The sequence below is a fragment of the Sphingomonas sp. genome (assembly GCF_040398505.1).
Lineage (GTDB): Bacteria > Pseudomonadota > Alphaproteobacteria > Sphingomonadales > Sphingomonadaceae > Sphingomonas.
The window spans coordinates 10,215-26,710 of the sequence record NZ_JBBATX010000002.1 but is presented as its reverse complement, the minus strand read 5'-3'; the positions used below and the strand labels follow the sequence as shown (position 1 = coordinate 26,710).

At 66.1% G+C, this 16,496-nt stretch carries 20 protein-coding genes; 5 read left to right on the top strand and 15 right to left on the bottom strand.

The features are described from left to right. Window positions 1-55 precede the first annotated feature (55 nt). From ABWP09_RS00585 to ABWP09_RS00575, 3 genes are read right to left on the bottom strand one after another with little or no spacing between them, the layout of a single operon-like run. Window positions 56-1,072, bottom strand: a complete 1,017-nt coding sequence (locus ABWP09_RS00585; RefSeq protein ID WP_353203225.1) for an LLM class flavin-dependent oxidoreductase — start codon at window positions 1,070-1,072, stop codon at window positions 56-58. Next, window positions 1,072-1,977 carry an ATP-grasp domain-containing protein gene (locus ABWP09_RS00580; protein WP_353203224.1) on the bottom strand — a complete coding sequence of 302 codons (906 nt, stop codon included), beginning with the start codon at window positions 1,975-1,977 and terminating at the stop codon, window positions 1,072-1,074. Before ABWP09_RS00580 ends, ABWP09_RS00585 begins: the two co-directional genes overlap by 1 nt. Then, window positions 1,974-2,528 carry a TlpA family protein disulfide reductase gene (locus ABWP09_RS00575; RefSeq protein WP_353203223.1) on the bottom strand — a complete coding sequence of 185 codons (555 nt, stop codon included), beginning with the start codon at window positions 2,526-2,528 and terminating at the stop codon, window positions 1,974-1,976. Before ABWP09_RS00575 ends, ABWP09_RS00580 begins: the two co-directional genes overlap by 4 nt. Before the next feature lie 19 nt (window positions 2,529-2,547). Between ABWP09_RS00575 and argH the strand changes: the two genes are divergently transcribed. Genes argH through ABWP09_RS00550 form a run of 5 tightly spaced genes read left to right on the top strand, consistent with a single transcriptional unit; the run spans window position 2,548 to window position 7,172 of the window. Further along, a complete protein-coding gene (gene argH, locus ABWP09_RS00570; RefSeq protein ID WP_353203222.1) occupies window positions 2,548-3,915 on the top strand; it encodes an argininosuccinate lyase in 1,368 nt (455 codons plus the stop codon). Next, complete coding sequence (locus tag ABWP09_RS00565; protein WP_502959734.1) at window positions 3,912-4,154, top strand: hypothetical protein; 243 nt, start codon at window positions 3,912-3,914, stop codon at window positions 4,152-4,154. Before argH ends, ABWP09_RS00565 begins: the two co-directional genes overlap by 4 nt. 29 nt (window positions 4,155-4,183) lie before the next feature. Beyond that, entirely contained in the window at window positions 4,184-5,446 is a 1,263-nt protein-coding gene (gene lysA / locus ABWP09_RS00560) for a diaminopimelate decarboxylase (protein WP_353203220.1), read from the top strand. Window positions 5,447-5,490: 44 nt separating this feature from the next. Next, complete coding sequence (locus tag ABWP09_RS00555; RefSeq protein ID WP_353203266.1) at window positions 5,491-6,225, top strand: precorrin-2 dehydrogenase/sirohydrochlorin ferrochelatase family protein; 735 nt, start codon at window positions 5,491-5,493, stop codon at window positions 6,223-6,225. Beyond that, window positions 6,222-7,172, top strand: a complete 951-nt coding sequence (locus ABWP09_RS00550; protein WP_353203219.1) for a zinc transporter ZntB — start codon at window positions 6,222-6,224, stop codon at window positions 7,170-7,172. The genes ABWP09_RS00555 and ABWP09_RS00550 overlap by 4 nt, the downstream gene beginning before the upstream one ends. Window positions 7,173-7,325: 153 nt before the next feature. On the opposite strand, the gene ABWP09_RS00545 is transcribed toward ABWP09_RS00550, so the two are convergent. From ABWP09_RS00545 to ABWP09_RS00490, 12 genes are all read right to left on the bottom strand, one after another. Further along, window positions 7,326-7,910 (bottom strand): response regulator transcription factor, encoded by a 585-nt coding sequence (locus tag ABWP09_RS00545; protein ID WP_353203218.1) that lies wholly within the window; start codon window positions 7,908-7,910, stop codon window positions 7,326-7,328. A gap of 55 nt (window positions 7,911-7,965) precedes the next feature. Continuing rightward, entirely contained in the window at window positions 7,966-8,370 is a 405-nt protein-coding gene (locus ABWP09_RS00540) for a flagellar export chaperone FliS (protein ID WP_353203217.1), read from the bottom strand. Beyond that, window positions 8,367-9,851, bottom strand: coding sequence for a flagellar filament capping protein FliD (fliD, locus tag ABWP09_RS00535; RefSeq protein WP_353203216.1), 1,485 nt, complete (start codon window positions 9,849-9,851; stop codon window positions 8,367-8,369). The genes ABWP09_RS00540 and fliD overlap by 4 nt, the downstream gene beginning before the upstream one ends. 55 nt (window positions 9,852-9,906) lie before the next feature. Further along, a complete protein-coding gene (gene flhB / locus ABWP09_RS00530) occupies window positions 9,907-11,046 on the bottom strand; it encodes a flagellar type III secretion system protein FlhB (protein ID WP_353203215.1) in 1,140 nt (379 codons plus the stop codon). Next, on the bottom strand, window positions 11,046-11,837 hold the full coding sequence (gene fliR / locus ABWP09_RS00525) for a flagellar biosynthetic protein FliR (protein WP_353203214.1): 792 nt from the start codon (window positions 11,835-11,837) through the stop codon (window positions 11,046-11,048). The genes flhB and fliR overlap by 1 nt, the downstream gene beginning before the upstream one ends. Before the next feature lies 1 nt (window position 11,838). Then, window positions 11,839-12,108, bottom strand: a complete 270-nt coding sequence (fliQ, locus tag ABWP09_RS00520; protein ID WP_353203213.1) for a flagellar biosynthesis protein FliQ — start codon at window positions 12,106-12,108, stop codon at window positions 11,839-11,841. A gap of 118 nt (window positions 12,109-12,226) precedes the next feature. Beyond that, window positions 12,227-13,093 carry a flagellar type III secretion system pore protein FliP gene (gene fliP / locus ABWP09_RS00515; protein ID WP_353203212.1) on the bottom strand — a complete coding sequence of 289 codons (867 nt, stop codon included), beginning with the start codon at window positions 13,091-13,093 and terminating at the stop codon, window positions 12,227-12,229. After that, window positions 13,090-13,350 carry a flagellar biosynthetic protein FliO gene (locus ABWP09_RS00510; RefSeq protein WP_353203211.1) on the bottom strand — a complete coding sequence of 87 codons (261 nt, stop codon included), beginning with the start codon at window positions 13,348-13,350 and terminating at the stop codon, window positions 13,090-13,092. Before ABWP09_RS00510 ends, fliP begins: the two co-directional genes overlap by 4 nt. Before the next feature lie 5 nt (window positions 13,351-13,355). Further along, the gene (fliN, locus tag ABWP09_RS00505) at window positions 13,356-13,646 is read right to left on the bottom strand and encodes a flagellar motor switch protein FliN (RefSeq protein ID WP_353203210.1); all 291 of its coding nucleotides are present in this window, start codon (window positions 13,644-13,646) and stop codon (window positions 13,356-13,358) included. Continuing rightward, window positions 13,643-14,626, bottom strand: coding sequence for a flagellar motor switch protein FliM (locus ABWP09_RS00500; protein WP_353203209.1), 984 nt, complete (start codon window positions 14,624-14,626; stop codon window positions 13,643-13,645). The genes fliN and ABWP09_RS00500 overlap by 4 nt, the downstream gene beginning before the upstream one ends. A gap of 3 nt (window positions 14,627-14,629) precedes the next feature. After that, window positions 14,630-15,235 (bottom strand): flagellar basal body-associated FliL family protein, encoded by a 606-nt coding sequence (locus ABWP09_RS00495; protein WP_353203208.1) that lies wholly within the window; start codon window positions 15,233-15,235, stop codon window positions 14,630-14,632. A gap of 17 nt (window positions 15,236-15,252) precedes the next feature. Continuing rightward, window positions 15,253-16,496 (bottom strand): flagellar hook-length control protein FliK (locus ABWP09_RS00490; protein ID WP_353203207.1); only part of this gene is annotated, 1,244 nt, incomplete at its 5' end.

The following is a 16,496-nucleotide window of genomic DNA, read 5'->3' as shown; positions in this document are numbered from 1 at the left end:
ACGCGTGGCACGCAACCCTTCGACAGGCTCAGCAACCATTATCGCGCGTTAATCCTCACGCCGTCCCCATCACCTGCGCGGCAAAGCGTTCCATTTCCTCTTCCTGCGGGCTCATCTGGAGGAGGAGCAAGTCCAGCCCCGCCGCCTCATATTCGGCGATGCGCTCGCGCAATTGTTCGGGCGTGCCGACCAGATTGGGGCGGAGACCACGGTTCGAGACCGAATATTCGGCGATCTTCATTTCGCGCTCCAACTGCGTGCCTGACAGCCATTGGTCGAAATTGTCATAACCGGCGGGTAGCTCGGTCACGGACGTGATGCGCTCGAGTTCGCGCTTCGCCTCGGCCTCGCTGTCGCGGACGATGGCATAGGCGGCCATGCCGTAGTGCATCGGCGTGCCCCCCGCCGCTTCGCGCCGCGCCGCCATATCGGCGATTTTGGGCGCGACCGCCGCGACCGGGTCGCCGTGCATGACATAGGCATCGCAGCGCGCGGCGATCATCGCCTTGGCCTTTTCGCTTTCCCCACCGGCATAGACCACGGGTTTACGCGCCGGTTTGGGCGAGCAGATCGCGCCCTCGGTGCGATAAAAGTCGCCTGCGAAATCGAACCGCTCTTCGCTCCACAGGCCATCCACCACCTGCAGCCATTCGTCGGTGCGGGCATAGCGATCGTCATGCTGATCGAATTGCAGGCCATATTGCTTCGCTTCGTCGGCCCACCAGGACGAAACGACGTTGAGCGCGAGGCGGCCGCCCGCGATCCGGTCGATATTCGCCGCCGCTTTGGCGAACAGCGCCGGATGGTGAAAATTCGGACGGACCGCGACCATCAGCTCGATGCTCTCGGTCACCGCGGCAAGCGCAGCGGCGGTCGACCAGGCGTCGAGCGTCGGTTGCTCGATCCCTTTGATATCGTTGAGGTTCAATTCGGCGATCAGCGTCAGGTCATAGCCGATCTTCTCGGCGCGCTGCGTCAGACGTTTCGAATAGGCCCAGCTCGCGTCCATCGCCTCGTCGGGCACGTTGCGCAGCCAGCCCCCAAACACCGGCATCCAGAAACCGTAGCGCATCAGCGTGCTTCCCCGATCCGAGCGATGAGATAGTCGACCAGCGCGTCGTGCGGGTCATAGCCGAGCACATCGACCGGCTTGGCGACGAAATTGGAGAGCGCGTTGATGTCGTAGAAGCGCGGGGTCCCGTTGCGATCATCGATCAGCACTTCGATCCCGCCGACGTCGAGATTGGCCGCGCGCGCGATCGCTTCGGCGGCATCGCGCAGCGCGGGGCCGGGGTCGGTCGCGACCATTTCGATCGGCGCGCTTGCATCGACGCACGCATCGGCGGGGCACAGATCGAACGCACCGCCCCCCTGGATATCGAGCGCATAGAGGAATGTGCGGTCGAGCGTCTCGATCCGGGTGACCGTGCCGCCGCGCGCCGGGACATAGTCCTGCACCAGCAAAACGCCATCGACACTGCTCGGCAATTCGCCTTCGCGCACCGCATAAGCCAGTTCGGAGAGATTATCGAAGCGGGTGATGCCCGCGCCCGATCCGCCAATATTGGCCTTCAGCACCAGCGGAAAGCCGATCGCCCGCGCCGCCGCGATGATATCCTCTGCACGGTGCACCACGCGCGTCGCCGGGATGGCGAGGCCGAGCGCGGCGATCAGCGAGAGTTGCCGCGCCTTGGACGAATCGATCGCCAGCACTTCGGGTCCGTTGATGATCGTCGCGCCGCCGCGCCGCCAATGATCGAGCAAGGCGGTGGCATAGAAGATCGGATGCTCGGCCGACCGCAAGAAGCTCGACATGGCGATGCGGTTGAACACCACGCGCGCCGGGGGCATCGGATCGGCGGGATCGAAATCGCCGCCGGGCGTCAGCGCGACATAGTCCACACCGCGCCGGTCGAGCGCTGCGAACAGCGGGACGAACCAGGCGGGATGTTCGTACAGGATCGCGAGATCGGTCACTTTGCCTCGGCCAGCGCCGCCTTTGCCGCCGCACTCGTCCAGTCCATCCCACCCGTCGTGCGCCAGACCTCCTTGCCGCTCGAATCGAACAGGATGCTCATCGGCAGACTGGCTTCATAGGCGATGCTGAAGCCAATTTTCTGATCGAGATAGGGCTGCAACCGCGCGAATTTCTGCTTGGCGAAGAACGCCGCAACGGTCGCGCGGTCCTTGTCCTGACTGATCGGCACGACGGCGATGGTCGCTGCAGCGGCATCGAGCGTCGGCATTTCCTTGACGCACGGGCCGCACCACGTTGCCCACAGATTGACCAGCAGCGGCTTGCCCTTGAACGCCGTAAGCGTCGTCGGCTTGCCGTCGGGCGCTTCGAACGACAGCGTCGGCGCGGCCTCGCCCTTATGGCTGCGGTCGATCTTGCTTTCCTCGGTCGAAGCCGACGGCGCAGGCGGCGCGGCGGGGGCTGCGGCTTGCTCGTTCGACGAGACTTGCCTATCGCACCCGGCAACCAAGCCGAGCAACAGGACCGAAGCGATTACCGAACGGAAAGACATCACGGGCGCATCCAATGCGATGTGGGGTGGCCGCTTCGCCGAAGGGCCGGCGGCGGTGATGCGTGCGATAAATGCCTCGATCCCGTTCGACAAGCGTCTCTGGCGGCAGGACATCGCCGGATCGAAGGCGCATGTCGCGATGCTCGGCGCGACCGGGATCGTCTCTCCGCAGGACGCCGCGACGATTTCGGCCGGGCTCGACACCGTTGCCGCGCACTATGCAGCGCATGGCGTGGCCGAGGACATGGCGCTCGAAGACATTCATATGCAGTCCGAAGCGCGGCTGGCCGAGGCGATCGGCCCGGTCGCCGGGCGGCTGCACACCGCGCGCTCGCGTAATGATCAGGTCGCAACCGATTTCAAGCTGTGGGTGCGCGATGCAATCGACGAGGTCGATGCGGCGCTTGCAGCTTTCCAGGCGGCGCTGCTGAACCGCGCCGAGGAACATGCCGACAGTGTGATGCCCGGCTTTACGCATTTGCAAAGCGCGCAGCCGGTCACGCTCGGCCATCATTTGATGGCGTATCACGAAATGATAGCGCGGGATCGCAGCCGCTTCGCCGATGCGCGGGCGCGGATGAACCTGTGCCCGCTCGGTTCCGCCGCGCTCGCTGGCACGGGCTTCCCGATCAATCGGGACATGACCGCCACGGCCCTCGGCTTTGACGGGCCGACGCGCAATTCGCTCGACGGCGTGTCCGACCGCGATTTCGCGATCGAGTATCTGACCGCCGCGACGCAATGTTCGCTGCATCTCAGCCGCCTGGCCGAGGAATTCGTGCTGTGGGCATCGCAGCCGTTCGGCTTCGTGGCGCTCTCCGACCAATGGTCGACCGGCAGCTCGATCATGCCGCAGAAGCGCAATCCCGATGCCGCCGAGCTGGTGCGCGGCCATGCCGGCCGCATCCTCGGCTGCATGACCGCGTTGATGGTGACGATGAAGGGCCTGCCGCTCGCGTATTCCAAGGACATGCAGGACGACAAGCCGCCGGTGTTCGAAGCGCACGATCTGCTTGGCCTGAGCATCGCAGCGATGACCGGGATGGTCGAAAGCGCGACCTTCCGCACCGATCGGATGCGCGGCCTCGCCGAGGCCGGGTTCGCCACCGCGACCGATCTTGCCGACTGGCTGGTGCGCGAAGCGGGCGTGCCGTTCCGCGAGGCGCATCATATGACCGGGCGCGCGGTTGCCTGCGCCGAGGCGCTGGGCGTACCGCTCGATGCGGTGCCGCTCGCCGATTTGCAGGCGATCGATCCGCGAATCGACGCGCGGGTTTACGGCGTGCTGTCGGTCGATGCCTCGGTCGCCAGCCGCACGAGCTTCGGCGGCACGGCACCGGTGCGGGTGCGCGCGGCCATCGCCGCTGCACGCGGAGGAGAAGAATGATGCGGCCTGTGCTCCTGGTGGGATCGTTCCTGCTGCTCGCCAGCTGTGGCGCCGCGAAAAATTTGAAACCGGCCAAGGGCGAATCGTTGCCGGTCGCACCCTATGGCGCGAAGGCCACGCCGACCCCGGCGGACCTGCTCAAACCGAGCGGTCAGGCCCGCCCCGCCCGCAGCGACGAATTGCTTCAATCGTCGCAAGAGCGGCGCGGTGACGAGTTCAACCTGCCGCCGCCCAATTGACCTTCCCATCCGATTTTTAGGCTGACATCATGGACCACTTCTCGCTGATCGACGGCGTGATGCACTGCGAAGGCGTGCCGCTGTCGGTGATTGCCGAGCAAGTCGGGACTCCGGTCTATATCTATTCGACCGCGATGTTCGAACGCCATGCCCGCGCCTTTCGCGACGGGCTGGCCGCGGCGGGCGACGTGCATCTCGCTTATGCAATCAAGGCCAACCCCAATCTCGCGGTGCTCCGCCTCCTTGCCAAGGCCGGCTATGGCGCGGACGTCGTATCGGGGGGTGAGCTCGCGCGCGCGCTGGCGGCGGGGATCCCGGCGGCGGATGTGGTGTTTTCGGGCGTCGGCAAGACCGACATCGAATTGACGACCGCGCTCGATGTCGGACTCGGGCAGTTCAACCTTGAGCTTGAGGAAGAAGGCGTCGTGCTGGCGGGACTCGCCGCCGCGAAGGGCATGGTTGCCAATGCCGTGCTGCGCGTGAACCCTGATGTCGATGCCGGCACGCACGCCAAAATCTCGACCGGCAAGCGTGAGAACAAATTCGGTGTTCCGATCGATCATGCCCCGGCAATTTTCGCACGGCTCGCCGCGCTCCCCGGCCTGGCGATGCGCGGCGTCGCGATCCATATCGGTAGCCAGCTGAGCGACCTCGCCCCGCTCGAAGCGGCCTATACGCGCGTGGGCGAACTGGTCGCGGAGATTCGCGGCCTGGGGCTGCCGGTCGATCGCGTCGATCTCGGCGGTGGCCTCGGCGTGCCGTACCGCGCGGGCGAGGTCTTCCCCAGTCCGGCCGAACTCGGCGCGATGGTCGCGCGTGTCACGCGCGAATGGGGCGTGCGCTTGATGTTCGAACCCGGCCGCGTGATTGCGGGCAATGCCGGGGTGCTGCTGACCAAGGTGATCTGGGTCAAGCCCGGGGTTACCAACCCCTATGTCATCGTCGATGCTGCGATGAACGATCTCGCGCGCCCCGCGCTCTACGATGCGTGGCACGATTTCGCGGCGGTGCGCCCGACGGGCGCGCGGATGACCGCCAACATCGCCGGACCCGTGTGCGAAAGCGGCGACACCTTTGCGATGGGCCGCGACATGGATGCCGTGGCGCGCGGCGACCTTGCCGTTTTCCGCACCGCCGGCGCTTACGGCGCGACGATGGCCTCGACCTATAACAGCCGCGCTTTGGTGCCCGAAGTCCTGGTCGATGGCGACCGTTTCGCCGTGGTCGCCGACCGCATTCTGCCCGAGACAATCCTTGCCGCTGAACGCATCCCCGAGTGGCTCAAGGCGTGAGCCTGCCCCACGCTGCGCTCCACAGCCTGCCACTGTTCGTGCGCATGGCGGGGCGCGCGGTGATCCTGCTCGGCGAGGGCGAACCGGCGGCGGCCAAACGGCGCTTGCTCGAACGCGCCGGGGCGTCGATCGTCGGCGAGGAGGCAGCGGCGGCGCTCGCCATCGTCGCGATCGAGGATGACGCCGAAGCGCTGGCGGCGATCGCGCGGCTCAAGGCGCGCGGCGTGCTGGTCAATGCGGTCGACCGGCCTGAACAGTGCGATTTCACGCTGCCCGCGATTATCGACCGCAGCCCGGTGATCGTCGCGATCGGAACGGGTGGCGCATCGGCGGGACTCGCAGCGGCGCTGCGACAACGGCTGGAGGCGCTGCTGCCCGCCACGCTCGGGCCGCTGGCCGAGCGGTTGCACGCGCTGCGCGCTGCGATCCGACTCGCCTATCCCGCGCTCGACGACCGTCGCCGCGCGTTGGGCGCTGCCTTTGCCGAGGGCGGTGCGCTCGATCCGCTTCGCGCGACGCCAGAGGCGGTCGGGGGGTGGCTGGCAACCCCCGATCGACCCTCCGACCGGTTCGTCACGCTGCGGCTGCGTTCGGCCGATCCTGACGATCTGACGCTCGGCGAGGCGCGCGCGCTCGCGCTCGCCGACCGCATCTATCACCTCGCCAGCATCCCCGCGGCGATCCTCGACCGCGCGCGCGCCGATGCGGTACGGATTGCTGCGGATGCACCGCCGGCGGTCCGCGAAGCGGGGCTGACGGTCTGGATGGAGTGGGCATGAACGGCTTTGCGTATCGGGTGGCGGACGGCAAAGCCGAACGGCGCGACATCGCGCACGCGCTTGACGCGCCGGGCGATTTGATTTGGGTCCATCTGACATCGAATAATGAGCATGCGCAGCAATGGCTCACGCAAACCGCCAAGGCGCCTGACTATGTCGTCGATGCGCTGACCACGACCGAATCACGCCCGCGCTGCGATGCGCTGGGCGACGGCGCGTTCCTCAATTTGCGCGGACGCTCCAATGAAGAAATGACGATGTCCGACCCGCTCGCCTCGCTGCGGATCTGGGCGACGGCGGGGCGCGTCATTTCGGTCGCCCGGCGCTCGGTCACCGCGATCGACGATGTCGTGAAACTGGTCGAGGGTGGGATGGTGCGTGACCCCGGCGATCTGATCGCCGAATTCGCCAGCGCCATCACCGAAGAACTCGACCCCGAGGTCGCCAACCTTGGTGACAGCCTCGACGATTGCGAGGCCGAACTCGCCGCCGACAAGGTATTCGAACTGCGCCGCGGCGTAACCAAGGTGCGCGTTGCCGCGATCGGCTATCGCCGCTTCCTCCAGCCACAGCGCGCCGCCCTCGAAAAGCTGGCGTCGCTGCCATGTGCCTGGCTGCATGACGACGACCGGCTCCACCTCAATTCCGCCGCCGACCGCGCCGCGCGCATGGCCGAGGAGCTGGAAGCAATCCGCGAACGTTCGGCGCTGATGCATGAAGCGCTGACCGATTTGCGCGCCGAACAGATCGATTCGCGCTCGCTGCTGATCTCGATCGTCGCGCTGATCTTCCTGCCGCTCACCTTCCTGACCGGGCTGTACGGCATGAACGTCGAAGGCCTGCCCTTCGCGAAGGAACCCTGGGCGTTCGACGTGATCGGCGGTATCTGCATCGCGGTATCGGTGGGAATCATCGGCTATTTCAGCGCGCGGCGCTGGTTCGGTTGACGCTCGCGCAGCGTGCCTTGGATCTGGCCTAACCCCGTTCGGGCTGGGCCTGTCGAAGCCCGGTTCGCCACAAGCGGTGTCGAACAGGCGGCAGGCCCATCGACAAACTCAGGGCGAACGGGATGGGGCGCGCGAAATCCGTCGGATGCGATACTATCGGCTCAGCCGCTCGACCTGATCGTTGAGCGCCTGGATCGACGCGACGAGCCGCTGCCGGTCGGCCCGCGTGGCGGCCAATTGCGTCTTGGTCTCCCCCAGTTCGACCGCGCGCGCGGCGATCCGCGCATCGAGATTGGCATTGGAGCGTTTGAGCTCGGCGATACGGCGCGCGCGCGCCAAGGTCCGCGCGATGCGCGCGGCGAGGACATCGAAATCGAACGGCTTGGCAACGTGATCGTCCGCGCCCGCCTCCAAAGCCTCGACCGCGGCCGCGGGGTCGCTGCGTCCAGTCAGCATGATGACGGGCAGGTCGGCCGTATCGCGGCTGCCACGGATTTCGCGCAGCACTTGCATCCCCGACAGGCGCGGCATCACCATGTCGAGCAAGACCAGATCGAATCCGCGCGCCGCAATCAGGTCTAGCGCCTCCGCACCGGTGTCGCTGAGGACGGTGAGATAGCCGAGATGACCAAGCCGCCGTCCGAGGACGGTAAGATTGGAGCGACTGTCATCGATCACGAGGATCGTGCCGATCGCGCGGCGGGTTGTGGTCGGATCGGGAGGAGGGAGATCGATCATGGAGGAAAGCCTAGCCACGCTGGGTCACGATTTGGTTAACGATGCGGCAACCGCATTACCCCGCGCGGACGGTGCGCCACGCCTGGCCGATCTCATCGAGCGTCTCGGCCACGTCGCGAAACGGGCGCGGGTCGCTCCCGATGCTCGCGCGGACCACCGTCTGGCGCGCCCCGGCATAAAGGGAGGCGAGCGCGGGCGCGACGCTGCCGCCCGCGTCGAAATCGAGCCCCGCCTCGAGCGCGAAAAGGATCGCGGTCGCGCGGGTGACCTTGTCGCTCTTCATCGCATAATTGCCGTTTTCGGCGGCCCAAGCGGCACCGCGCAACGCGCGGATTGCCTCGTCATACAGCAATTGTACCAAAGCCGGGCCATCGGCCTCAGCGGTCTGACCCGCGAGTTCGATCTGGCGATAGGTCGCTTCGGGGTTGCGGCCGAACGCCGTGGCATAAGCGGCGCTCAATTGCCGCTCTTGTTCCACTGAGCGATCTGGTTCGTCAGCGCGGTCTGGGTCGCTTTATAGGCCGCGACGCGCGCATCGGAGGCGGCATATTGCTTGGTCAGGCGCTCCTGATACGCCGTCGTATCGGTCGCGACCTTGGCCTCGGCATCGGTCACGCGCGTCTTGGCCGCCGTATAGAGCGCAGCACTGCCGACCAGGCCGATACGTTCGATCTTGCCATTGACCGTCACCGCCTTGTCGACCGCCGCGGTCGAGATCGCATCGAGCGCCGCCGCGATCCCCCCGCCGCTCGCACCGGTGCCATCGGCGAACAGCGCCTCGACGCCATCGGGATTGCTCGCGATCACTGCCGCGAGTTTCGCCGAATCGACGCTCAGCGTGCCGTCGCGATTGGTCGATACGCCGATCGCCGACAGCGTGGTGGGCGCGCCCGCCGCCGCACCGGTTGTCAGCGTGGTCAGCGTCAGCCCGCGCAGCGCGCGCGACAGGCTGGTCGCGTTGTAATCGTTGCGCAACGGGCCGGTGGCCGAATCGGTTTCGCTCTTCAGCACCGCTTGCAGCTGGTTATAGGTATCGACGAAATCGGTGACCGCCTGCGAAAGTCCGGCGGTGGGCGTACTGCTGCCAAGCGTCACCGGCTTGCCGACTGCGGTACTCGCCAGGTTGAGCTTCACGCCGTCGATCAGGTCGGTCAAGGTATTGGTGGTGCGCTCGACGGCGACACCGTCGAGCTTCAATTGCGCATTGAGCGCGGCGCTGCCGATTGTCGTACTGCTCTGCCCGACGCCGACGTTCAATTGCGCGAGGCCGGGGCTGTCGCCGCTCAGCGTGAAGGCTTGCGCGCTGCCGGTCGCGCCCTTCAGCGTGAGGCGCGCCGTGCCGTCGGCATCGGTGACGATGCTCGCGGTCACGCCCGCCGCCTTGGCGTTGATTGCCTTGGCGACGCCTTCCAGCGTCTGATGATCGCTGTCGATCGGAATTTGGATGGCGGACGCGGTTCCGGCAGTGAAACCGGTGAGCGCGCCATTGCTGACCGTGCCGGTGCCGAAGGTCAGCGTCAGCGTGCCGGTACCGACGGTCGCCGTCCGGCTGGCAAAGGGCGTCGCGCTGGTCGCGATTTGTGGGCTCGCCAGGCGCGTAACCTCGACCGAGGCGGACAGGCCCGTCAGCTTTGCACCGGGCAAGGCGCTCGCGGTCAGCACAGCGGCGTCCGAACTGGTCGGCTGCGTCACCAGGCTGCCGCCCTTGACGAGGCTCTTCAAGCCCGAAGCAAAACCGGTAATCCCGCTCTGTACCTTGGCGACCGAGGAAATCTGCGCGGTGAGCGCATTTTCCTGTTTGGTCAGCGCGGCATTTTTGGCGGCGAACTGCGCCTGGACCAGCGATGAGACGAGCGACGCGGTGTCCACGCCCGATCCGGCATTCTGCGCGGTCAGGATCGATTGGCCCAAAGTGGTCGACGTCGCGCTGGTCGTCACCATGACTGTGATCCCGTTACAAAACTCAACGGATAGAACGACCGAAACCCGTGCATGTTTAGGATTCCTTCACGCCATTTTCGTCGAAGCGCGCGGTCGTCGGCACCAGCACGGCGGGCGGCGTGGTGGCAGGCGTACCGCCTGCTTCGGCGTTGAGCCCGAAGACGAAGGCGAGGATCGTCGCGAGCGCGACGTAAAGGTCGTCGCGCACCTCCTGCCCCTCGCGGCTGGTGTAATAGACCGCGCGCGCCAGCGAAGGGTATTCAAGCACGGGGACGCGGTTTTCGGCACCCAGTTCGCGGATCGCCAGCGCGATCACGCCGCGCCCCTTGGCGACCACCACCGGCACCTGATCGGTTGCGCGGTCATAGCGCAAGGCGACCGCGAAATGCGTCGGGTTGGTGAGGATGACATGCGCTTCGCTGACCGCCTTGCGCATGTTGCGCGTCGCCATCTCGCGCTGGCGCTGCCGCATCGCGCCCTTGGCCTCGGGCGATCCCTCGGTTTCCTTATTCTCGTCCTTGGTCGCCTGTTTCGACATGCGCAATTTGCGCAGCAATTGCAGGATCTGGATCGGCACATCGATCCCGGCGATGATCACCAGCCCGAACGCCATCGTGAACAGCACATTCATGAAGGTGCCGCCCAGCGCGCCGACCGCCGTGCCGATATTGGTCGAGGCAAGGCCGATCGTGGTGTGCGCGACTTGCCCCAGCATATACCAGCCGATGCTGCCGAGCAGGACGACCATGAGCAGCGACTTGCCGAGTTCGATCCAGCCGTGCGGCCCGAAAATGCGTTTCAGCCCAGATCCCGGATTGATCCGCGAGGCCTTGGGCGCGAGCAAAGAGCCGTTGAAGCCGAGATGGCCAAGCCCGGCCTGGCTGAGGATCGCCGCGACAAACGTGACGACGAGCAACGATCCCAAGGCCGGCGCCAGCTTCCACCCGCTTTGCGCCAGCGCGCGGAACGGCGCGAAATCCTCAACGTCGCGGTGATCGAAGGCGAAGCTGGACGCCATCACTTCCTTGCACGCACCGACCAGCGAGGGCCCCATCACAGCGAGCCAGCCGCAGCCGGCGAGGATCACCAAGGCAGTCGCGAATTCGCGCGATTTGAGAATGTCGCCTTGTTCGGCCGCGTCGCGTTTGCGCTTGGCGGTTGGGCTTTCTGTTTTTTCGCCGAAATCCTCCGCCATCAGCCGAGCACCAGGCTCTGCGTGGCGGCGAGCGCCTCATCGATGATGACGAGCAGATAATCGCCCATCGCCGGAAAGCCGAGCGCCAACGCGACGACGCCGACCGCGAGGCTGGCGGGCAAGCCCACCGCGAACAGATTGAGCGACGGCGCCGAGCGCGAGATCATCCCCACGATCAGATTGAGGCACAGCAGCAGGAATCCGACCGGCAGCGCAAGCAGCAGCCCGGCGAGGAAGGTGTAGCCGCCGAAGAACGCGATGTTTTCGAGCTGTTGTGGCCGCAGCCAGGCGGCACCCGGCGGCAGCGCGTCATAGCTTTTCACGATCATCTCGACGAGGATCAGATGGCCGTTGACGCTCAAAAAAAGGAGCGTGAGCATCATCGAGAAGAATTGTCCGAGCGCCGGGGTCGAGCGCCCGTTTTGCGGATCGATCGCCGAGGCAAAGCCGATCCCCATCGACGTGCCGATCACTTCGCTCGCGATCATCGGTGCGGCAAAGGCGATTTGCAGGATGAAGCCCATCGCGAAACCGACCAGTGCCTCGGCCGCGACCGCGAGGAAGGTGTTGAAGGCGAAGACATGTTCGGGCGGCGTCACCGGATGGACGGCGAGCACCAGCACGCCGATCGCGCCCGACAACGTCACGCGCACCGTCAGCGGGATCGACACCGCGCTGAACACCGGCGCGGCGATAAAGGCCGCACCGACGCGGACCATCACGAAAATCAGCGCCCATAATTGGGGCTCGACCGACAGGCCGAAGCCGAGAGGGCCAGCCGCACTGCCCATCTTAGCGAACCAGATCCGGGATCCGCTCGAAAATGCTCAGCGTGAAATCGCTGATCAGCCCAATGATCAGCCCACCGAAAATCAGCAGCGAAACCGCGACAACGATCAGCTTGGGCACGAACGACAAGGTCTGTTCGTTGATCGACGTCGCCGCCTGGATCATGCCGGTGATGAGCCCGGCGAGCAACGCCGGGATCAGGATCGGGGCCGAGGCGAGCGCCAGCACCCACATCGTCTGATTGGCGATGGTGAGGAAATAGTCGGCGTCCATCAGAATTTCCCCGTGTCATCCCCGCACAAGCGGGGACCCATCTCGGGCGGCTGGTGCTGGGCCCCCGCTTGCGCGGGGATGACCCAAAGAAGGGTGATCCGGGACACGTCCATCGCCGCTAACTCACAAAACTGTTGGCAAGCGAACCCATCGTCAGCGCCCAGCCGTCGACCAGCACGAACAGCAACAGCTTGAACGGCATCGAAATGATCGTCGGCGACAGCATCATCATGCCGAGCGACATCAACACCGTCGCGACGACCAGATCGATCACGATGAAGGGCAGGAACACCAGAAAACCGATCTGGAAGGCGGTCTTGAGCTCGCTCGTCACAAAGGCGGGGAGCAGCACCGAGAAGGGGATATCGTCGGCCTTTTGATACGGCCCGCTCTTGGCGATCCCGGCGAACATCGTGATGTCCTTCTTGCGCGTCTGCTTCGCCATAAACGCGTGAAGCGGCACCGCGCCCAGCTTGATCATGTCGGTCGCGCCGATCTTGCTCTCGGCATAAGGCTGGATCGCCGTCGTGTTGATCTGGGTGATCGTCGGCGCCATCACGAAGAAGGACAGGAACAGCGACAGACCGATCAGCACCTGGTTGGGCGGCGTCTGTTGCAGCCCCATCGCTTGCCGCACGATCGCCAGCACGATGATGATCCGCGTGAAGCTGGTCATCATCAGCAGGATGCCGGGCAGGATCGTCAGCAGCCCCATGACGATGAGGATCTGCAGCGACAAGGCCATCGGCGCATTGCCGCCGCCAAGTTCCTTGAGCGCCTTGTCCGCCGCATCGCCCACGCCCGGAGTCATGGGCGGCGTTGGGGCAGGCGTCGGCAATGCTTGCGCGAAGGCCGGGTGCGCCACGATCAGCGCGAAGCCGATGCCGAGCAGCACCAAGGCGAGCTTGGCCCAGAACGGCGTGCGCTTCCCCGGCTGGCGGATCAGCGCTGGGCCACGGCCCTTGCGGACGATCTTCATGCTCACGCGCCGTCGCGTCCGCGATCGATCAGCGCGACGCCGGTGCGGCTGACCGAGACGAGCAGCTTGCGCCCTTCGAAATCGATCACCGCGAGGCGCACGCTGGGCGAAATCATCATCGTCTCGCTGACCTTGAGCATGCGGTTGGCGGGTTGCCCCGGCAACCGCGATTCAAGCTTGCGCCAGGCATAGAGGCAGCCGATCATCAGGCCGCAGACAAGCGGCAGCAGCACGACGAGCTTGAGGACATAGGACCACATCATCGGCGTCAGGCCCGCTTTTCAGGCGAAACCAGCTCGGTCATCCGCACGCCGAAGCGCTCGCCGACCATCACCACTTCGCCGCGCCCGATCAGGGTGCCGTTGACCAGCACGTCGAGCAATTCATTGGACTGCCGGTCGAGCTCGATCACGCTCGTCTCCCCGAGCGCGAGCAATTCGCGAAGCGTCAGAGACGTCGAGCCGATCTCGACCGTCAATTTGACGTCGACATCCTGCAGCAGCCGGAAATTGGCCGCGAGGCTCGCATCGACCGGAAACCCACCCGTCATATCGTTCATTGGAAATTGCCCCCGAGGTCGGTCGTCGTTTGGTAAGAAATACTGGTCAGTTTGATCGCGGCGCGGCCGTTCGACGTGCCGACCGTGCCCGCACCGAGCCGATCACCGCCGACCATCACCGGCACATCGCCGCCGACGCTGATCGGGATCACGTCGCCCGCCTTCAGCGCCATCAGCATGCTGAGCGAGACCATCGGTTCGGCGAGGACCGAACGCACGCCGAACCGCACGTCCATCACCGCGCGGGTAAGGCCATTGCGCCATGCCGGATCGGGTTCGGCGGTCTTGCCCTGGACCTTACCGGTCAGCGACGGGCCGTGCGGTTTGAGTGCAGCGACCGGATAGAGCAAATCGACGAACACCGGCTTGGCGGTGCCCGCCGCAATCCCGAAGCGCGTGACCACAACCGCATCCTCGATATCAAGATCGGCGATCAGCGACGGGTTCCCCTCGACATGGCCGGGGACGAAGCTGATCTTGGCGAGCGGCTCCCACGCGGCACGCATCGGTTCGGCCAGCATCGTGCCGAGCTGTGCGACCATCGCCTCGGCAGCCGGGGTGAACTCACTGGGCAGATCGTGCGGCGTATGGCCGGTCCCGCCGAAGAACAGATCGAGCAATTCCATCACGAAACGCCCGTCAAACACCGCCAGCGTTTGCCCGGTCGGCAAGCTGCCCGCCGCCGTCATCGCGAGCGGCAGCCACGCGGTCAGCCCGGCGGGGCGTTCGGCGCGATAATCGGCCAGGCGCTGGACGACCAGCGGTTCGGCCCAGCAGCGCAGTTCCTTGCGCAGCAGCGGCTCGAACACGCCGCGCACGCCGCGTGCCAGGCGTGCGGAAAGATGCTGCACGGTGTGCAGATCGCCGAACGGGTTGAGATTGGCGACCCCCAGCGCGACATGCTCGGCCGGCCGCCGGGGGCGTTCCCGCCGCTCGTCCGCTGTTTGGCCGCTTGCGCGCTGAAGGTCTTCGTTAACCATGCCTCACTGAACAACGAAAGTGGTAAAGTAAACGTTACCAACGCCCCCGAAACCTTCCTTTTCCTTCAGCGTATCGTTGATCGCCTTGGCGATCCGGCGCTGCAGCATCTGCTTGCCATTGCTCGTGAAAACCTGCTCCTCGGTGGTATCGCCCAGCGCCATCAGGATCGCCGATCGCACCGCGATCTCATTGGTTTTGATGTTTTCGACGACCGTGTCGTCATACGGCGTCGAGACGGCGATGCCGATCTGGACGAAATGAACGCTGTCCTGCAGGTTCGACGTGAACTCCTTGTCCATCGCATAATAATTGGAGGCATATTTATCGCCGCCGACGCCGGTCGGCGGCTTGTGCCCGGTGGTGCTGGCGCCGTGGCCCTCGCCTTCGCCCGATCCGACGCGCTTCTGCTCGACCTTGGGGACGAGCCGCGGGCCTTCGGCGACGGCAGCGCCGACATGCCCGCCGAGCAACCCGGCATTCATCGCATAGAGCGCGCCGCCAACGCCGCCGCCGATCACGACCAACAGGCCGACGACGATCAGCAGGATTTTTTTCATGCCGCCCTTTTTCTTCTTGGGCGCTTCCTCGATCAGGTCTTTGTCACTCACGGTATTACTCCTTCAGCTCAGGCGAGGCGGTGGTCGGTGGTGGAAACGATTGCGGCGTCGGGCCGCGCGGACGCCGGCGCGCGCGACGGGACGGGCCGCGGTTGCGGCGCGGTGCCGCCGCCCCCGGTCCCGGTCGAGACGCTGGTATCGCCGATCCGTACCCCACGGGCAGCCGCGAGTTCGGTGAGGCGCGGTTGCGCCTCGGCGATCAGCGCACGCGTCGCTTCGTGTTCGGCGGTGAAGCGGACATGCACGCGCTCGCCCTCCTGCCGGACCGCAACGTCGATACTGCCGAGCGCATCGGGGATGAGCCGCACGCGCGTGTCGCCGGCATCGGCGGCGTCGCGCAGCGTTTCGATGCGGTCGATCATCCGCTGCAAGCCACTATCGGCGGTCAGATCGAGCGCGGTGTGCGCGGTATCGGCGGCGGCCTGAACAATCGCGCGTTCGCGCAGGTCGATCGGGGCGGCGCTCGCAAAGCTGGTCGGAACGTCCGGCTGATCGCGGCCGTCGCCGCGCTGCGCATGCTCGCGCCACGATCCGGCGATCGCGCGGGCGCTTGCAAAGACCTGGCCGGCGGGTTGGGGCAGCGCACTGACGACGATCGCTGGCGCAGCCGTGTCGAGTGGCAGGGCGGTCTGCGCAGGCCTGGCCTCCGGCGCGGGGCGGGGCACCTCGATCATCGCCCTTGCCGTCATCAGCGCGATTGACCGGAGCAGGTCGGGACCGCCATCGGGGGCCGGTGACGACGCCGCTTGCAGCGTGGCTGGGATGTCTGCGGTCACTGGCGGCGTCGGTATTGTCTGCTCGTCTGGGGCGGTTGTCGGCGCAGGATCGCGCGGCAGCACGGCGGCGGGGAGCTGATCACCAGATGCCGGAGGCGCGGTCGGTGCGATTGGCGCAGTCGGCGCGGTCGGCGTGGCGCTAACCGCGCGATCCGATATCGGCGGCGGCGCGATTGCCGCAGCGGGAAGGGGGAGGGCCGCGAACCACCCGGCCGCAGCCGATGGATCGGGAGTTTGGGCAGCATCGGCCGTGTCCGGCGGCAAATCCTTGCCGGGGTCGGCGGTGGCTTGCCGTGCCGGCACGAGCGGCAGCGGCATCTGCGGCGCGAGCGCAGCGTCCGCGGCATCAAGAAACGCGCCGAGCGTCCGCGCGAAGCTGCCGGGCAACGCCACAGCACCGTCGGCGACCAGGACCGGCGCTGGCGGGGGCGGCGAAACCGAGAGCAAAGCGGACGAAAGGTCGATCATGCAAACTC

Bases quoted from the DNA above. Each gene is read 5' to 3' on its own strand.
- ABWP09_RS00585 (WP_353203225.1), bottom strand. From the start codon at position 1,072: ATGCGCTACGGTTTCTGGATGCCGGTGTTTGGGGGCTGGCTGCGCAAC.
- ABWP09_RS00575 (WP_353203223.1), bottom strand. From the start codon at position 2,528: ATGTCTTTCCGTTCGGTAATCGCTTCGGTCCTGTTGCTCGGCTTGGTT.
- argH (WP_353203222.1), top strand. From the start codon at position 2,548: ATGTGGGGTGGCCGCTTCGCCGAAGGGCCGGCGGCGGTGATGCGTGCG.
- ABWP09_RS00565 (WP_502959734.1), top strand. From the start codon at position 3,912: ATGATGCGGCCTGTGCTCCTGGTGGGATCGTTCCTGCTGCTCGCCAGC.
- lysA (WP_353203220.1), top strand. From the start codon at position 4,184: ATGGACCACTTCTCGCTGATCGACGGCGTGATGCACTGCGAAGGCGTG.
- ABWP09_RS00555 (WP_353203266.1), top strand. From the start codon at position 5,491: ATGGCGGGGCGCGCGGTGATCCTGCTCGGCGAGGGCGAACCGGCGGCG.
- ABWP09_RS00550 (WP_353203219.1), top strand. From the start codon at position 6,222: ATGAACGGCTTTGCGTATCGGGTGGCGGACGGCAAAGCCGAACGGCGC.
- ABWP09_RS00545 (WP_353203218.1), bottom strand. From the start codon at position 7,910: ATGATCGATCTCCCTCCTCCCGATCCGACCACAACCCGCCGCGCGATC.
- fliD (WP_353203216.1), bottom strand. From the start codon at position 9,851: ATGGTGACGACCAGCGCGACGTCGACCACTTTGGGCCAATCGATCCTG.
- flhB (WP_353203215.1), bottom strand. From the start codon at position 11,046: ATGGCGGAGGATTTCGGCGAAAAAACAGAAAGCCCAACCGCCAAGCGC.
- fliR (WP_353203214.1), bottom strand. From the start codon at position 11,837: ATGGGCAGTGCGGCTGGCCCTCTCGGCTTCGGCCTGTCGGTCGAGCCC.
- fliQ (WP_353203213.1), bottom strand. From the start codon at position 12,108: ATGGACGCCGACTATTTCCTCACCATCGCCAATCAGACGATGTGGGTG.
- ABWP09_RS00510 (WP_353203211.1), bottom strand. From the start codon at position 13,350: ATGATGTGGTCCTATGTCCTCAAGCTCGTCGTGCTGCTGCCGCTTGTC.
- fliN (WP_353203210.1), bottom strand. From the start codon at position 13,646: ATGAACGATATGACGGGTGGGTTTCCGGTCGATGCGAGCCTCGCGGCC.
- ABWP09_RS00500 (WP_353203209.1), bottom strand. From the start codon at position 14,626: ATGGTTAACGAAGACCTTCAGCGCGCAAGCGGCCAAACAGCGGACGAG.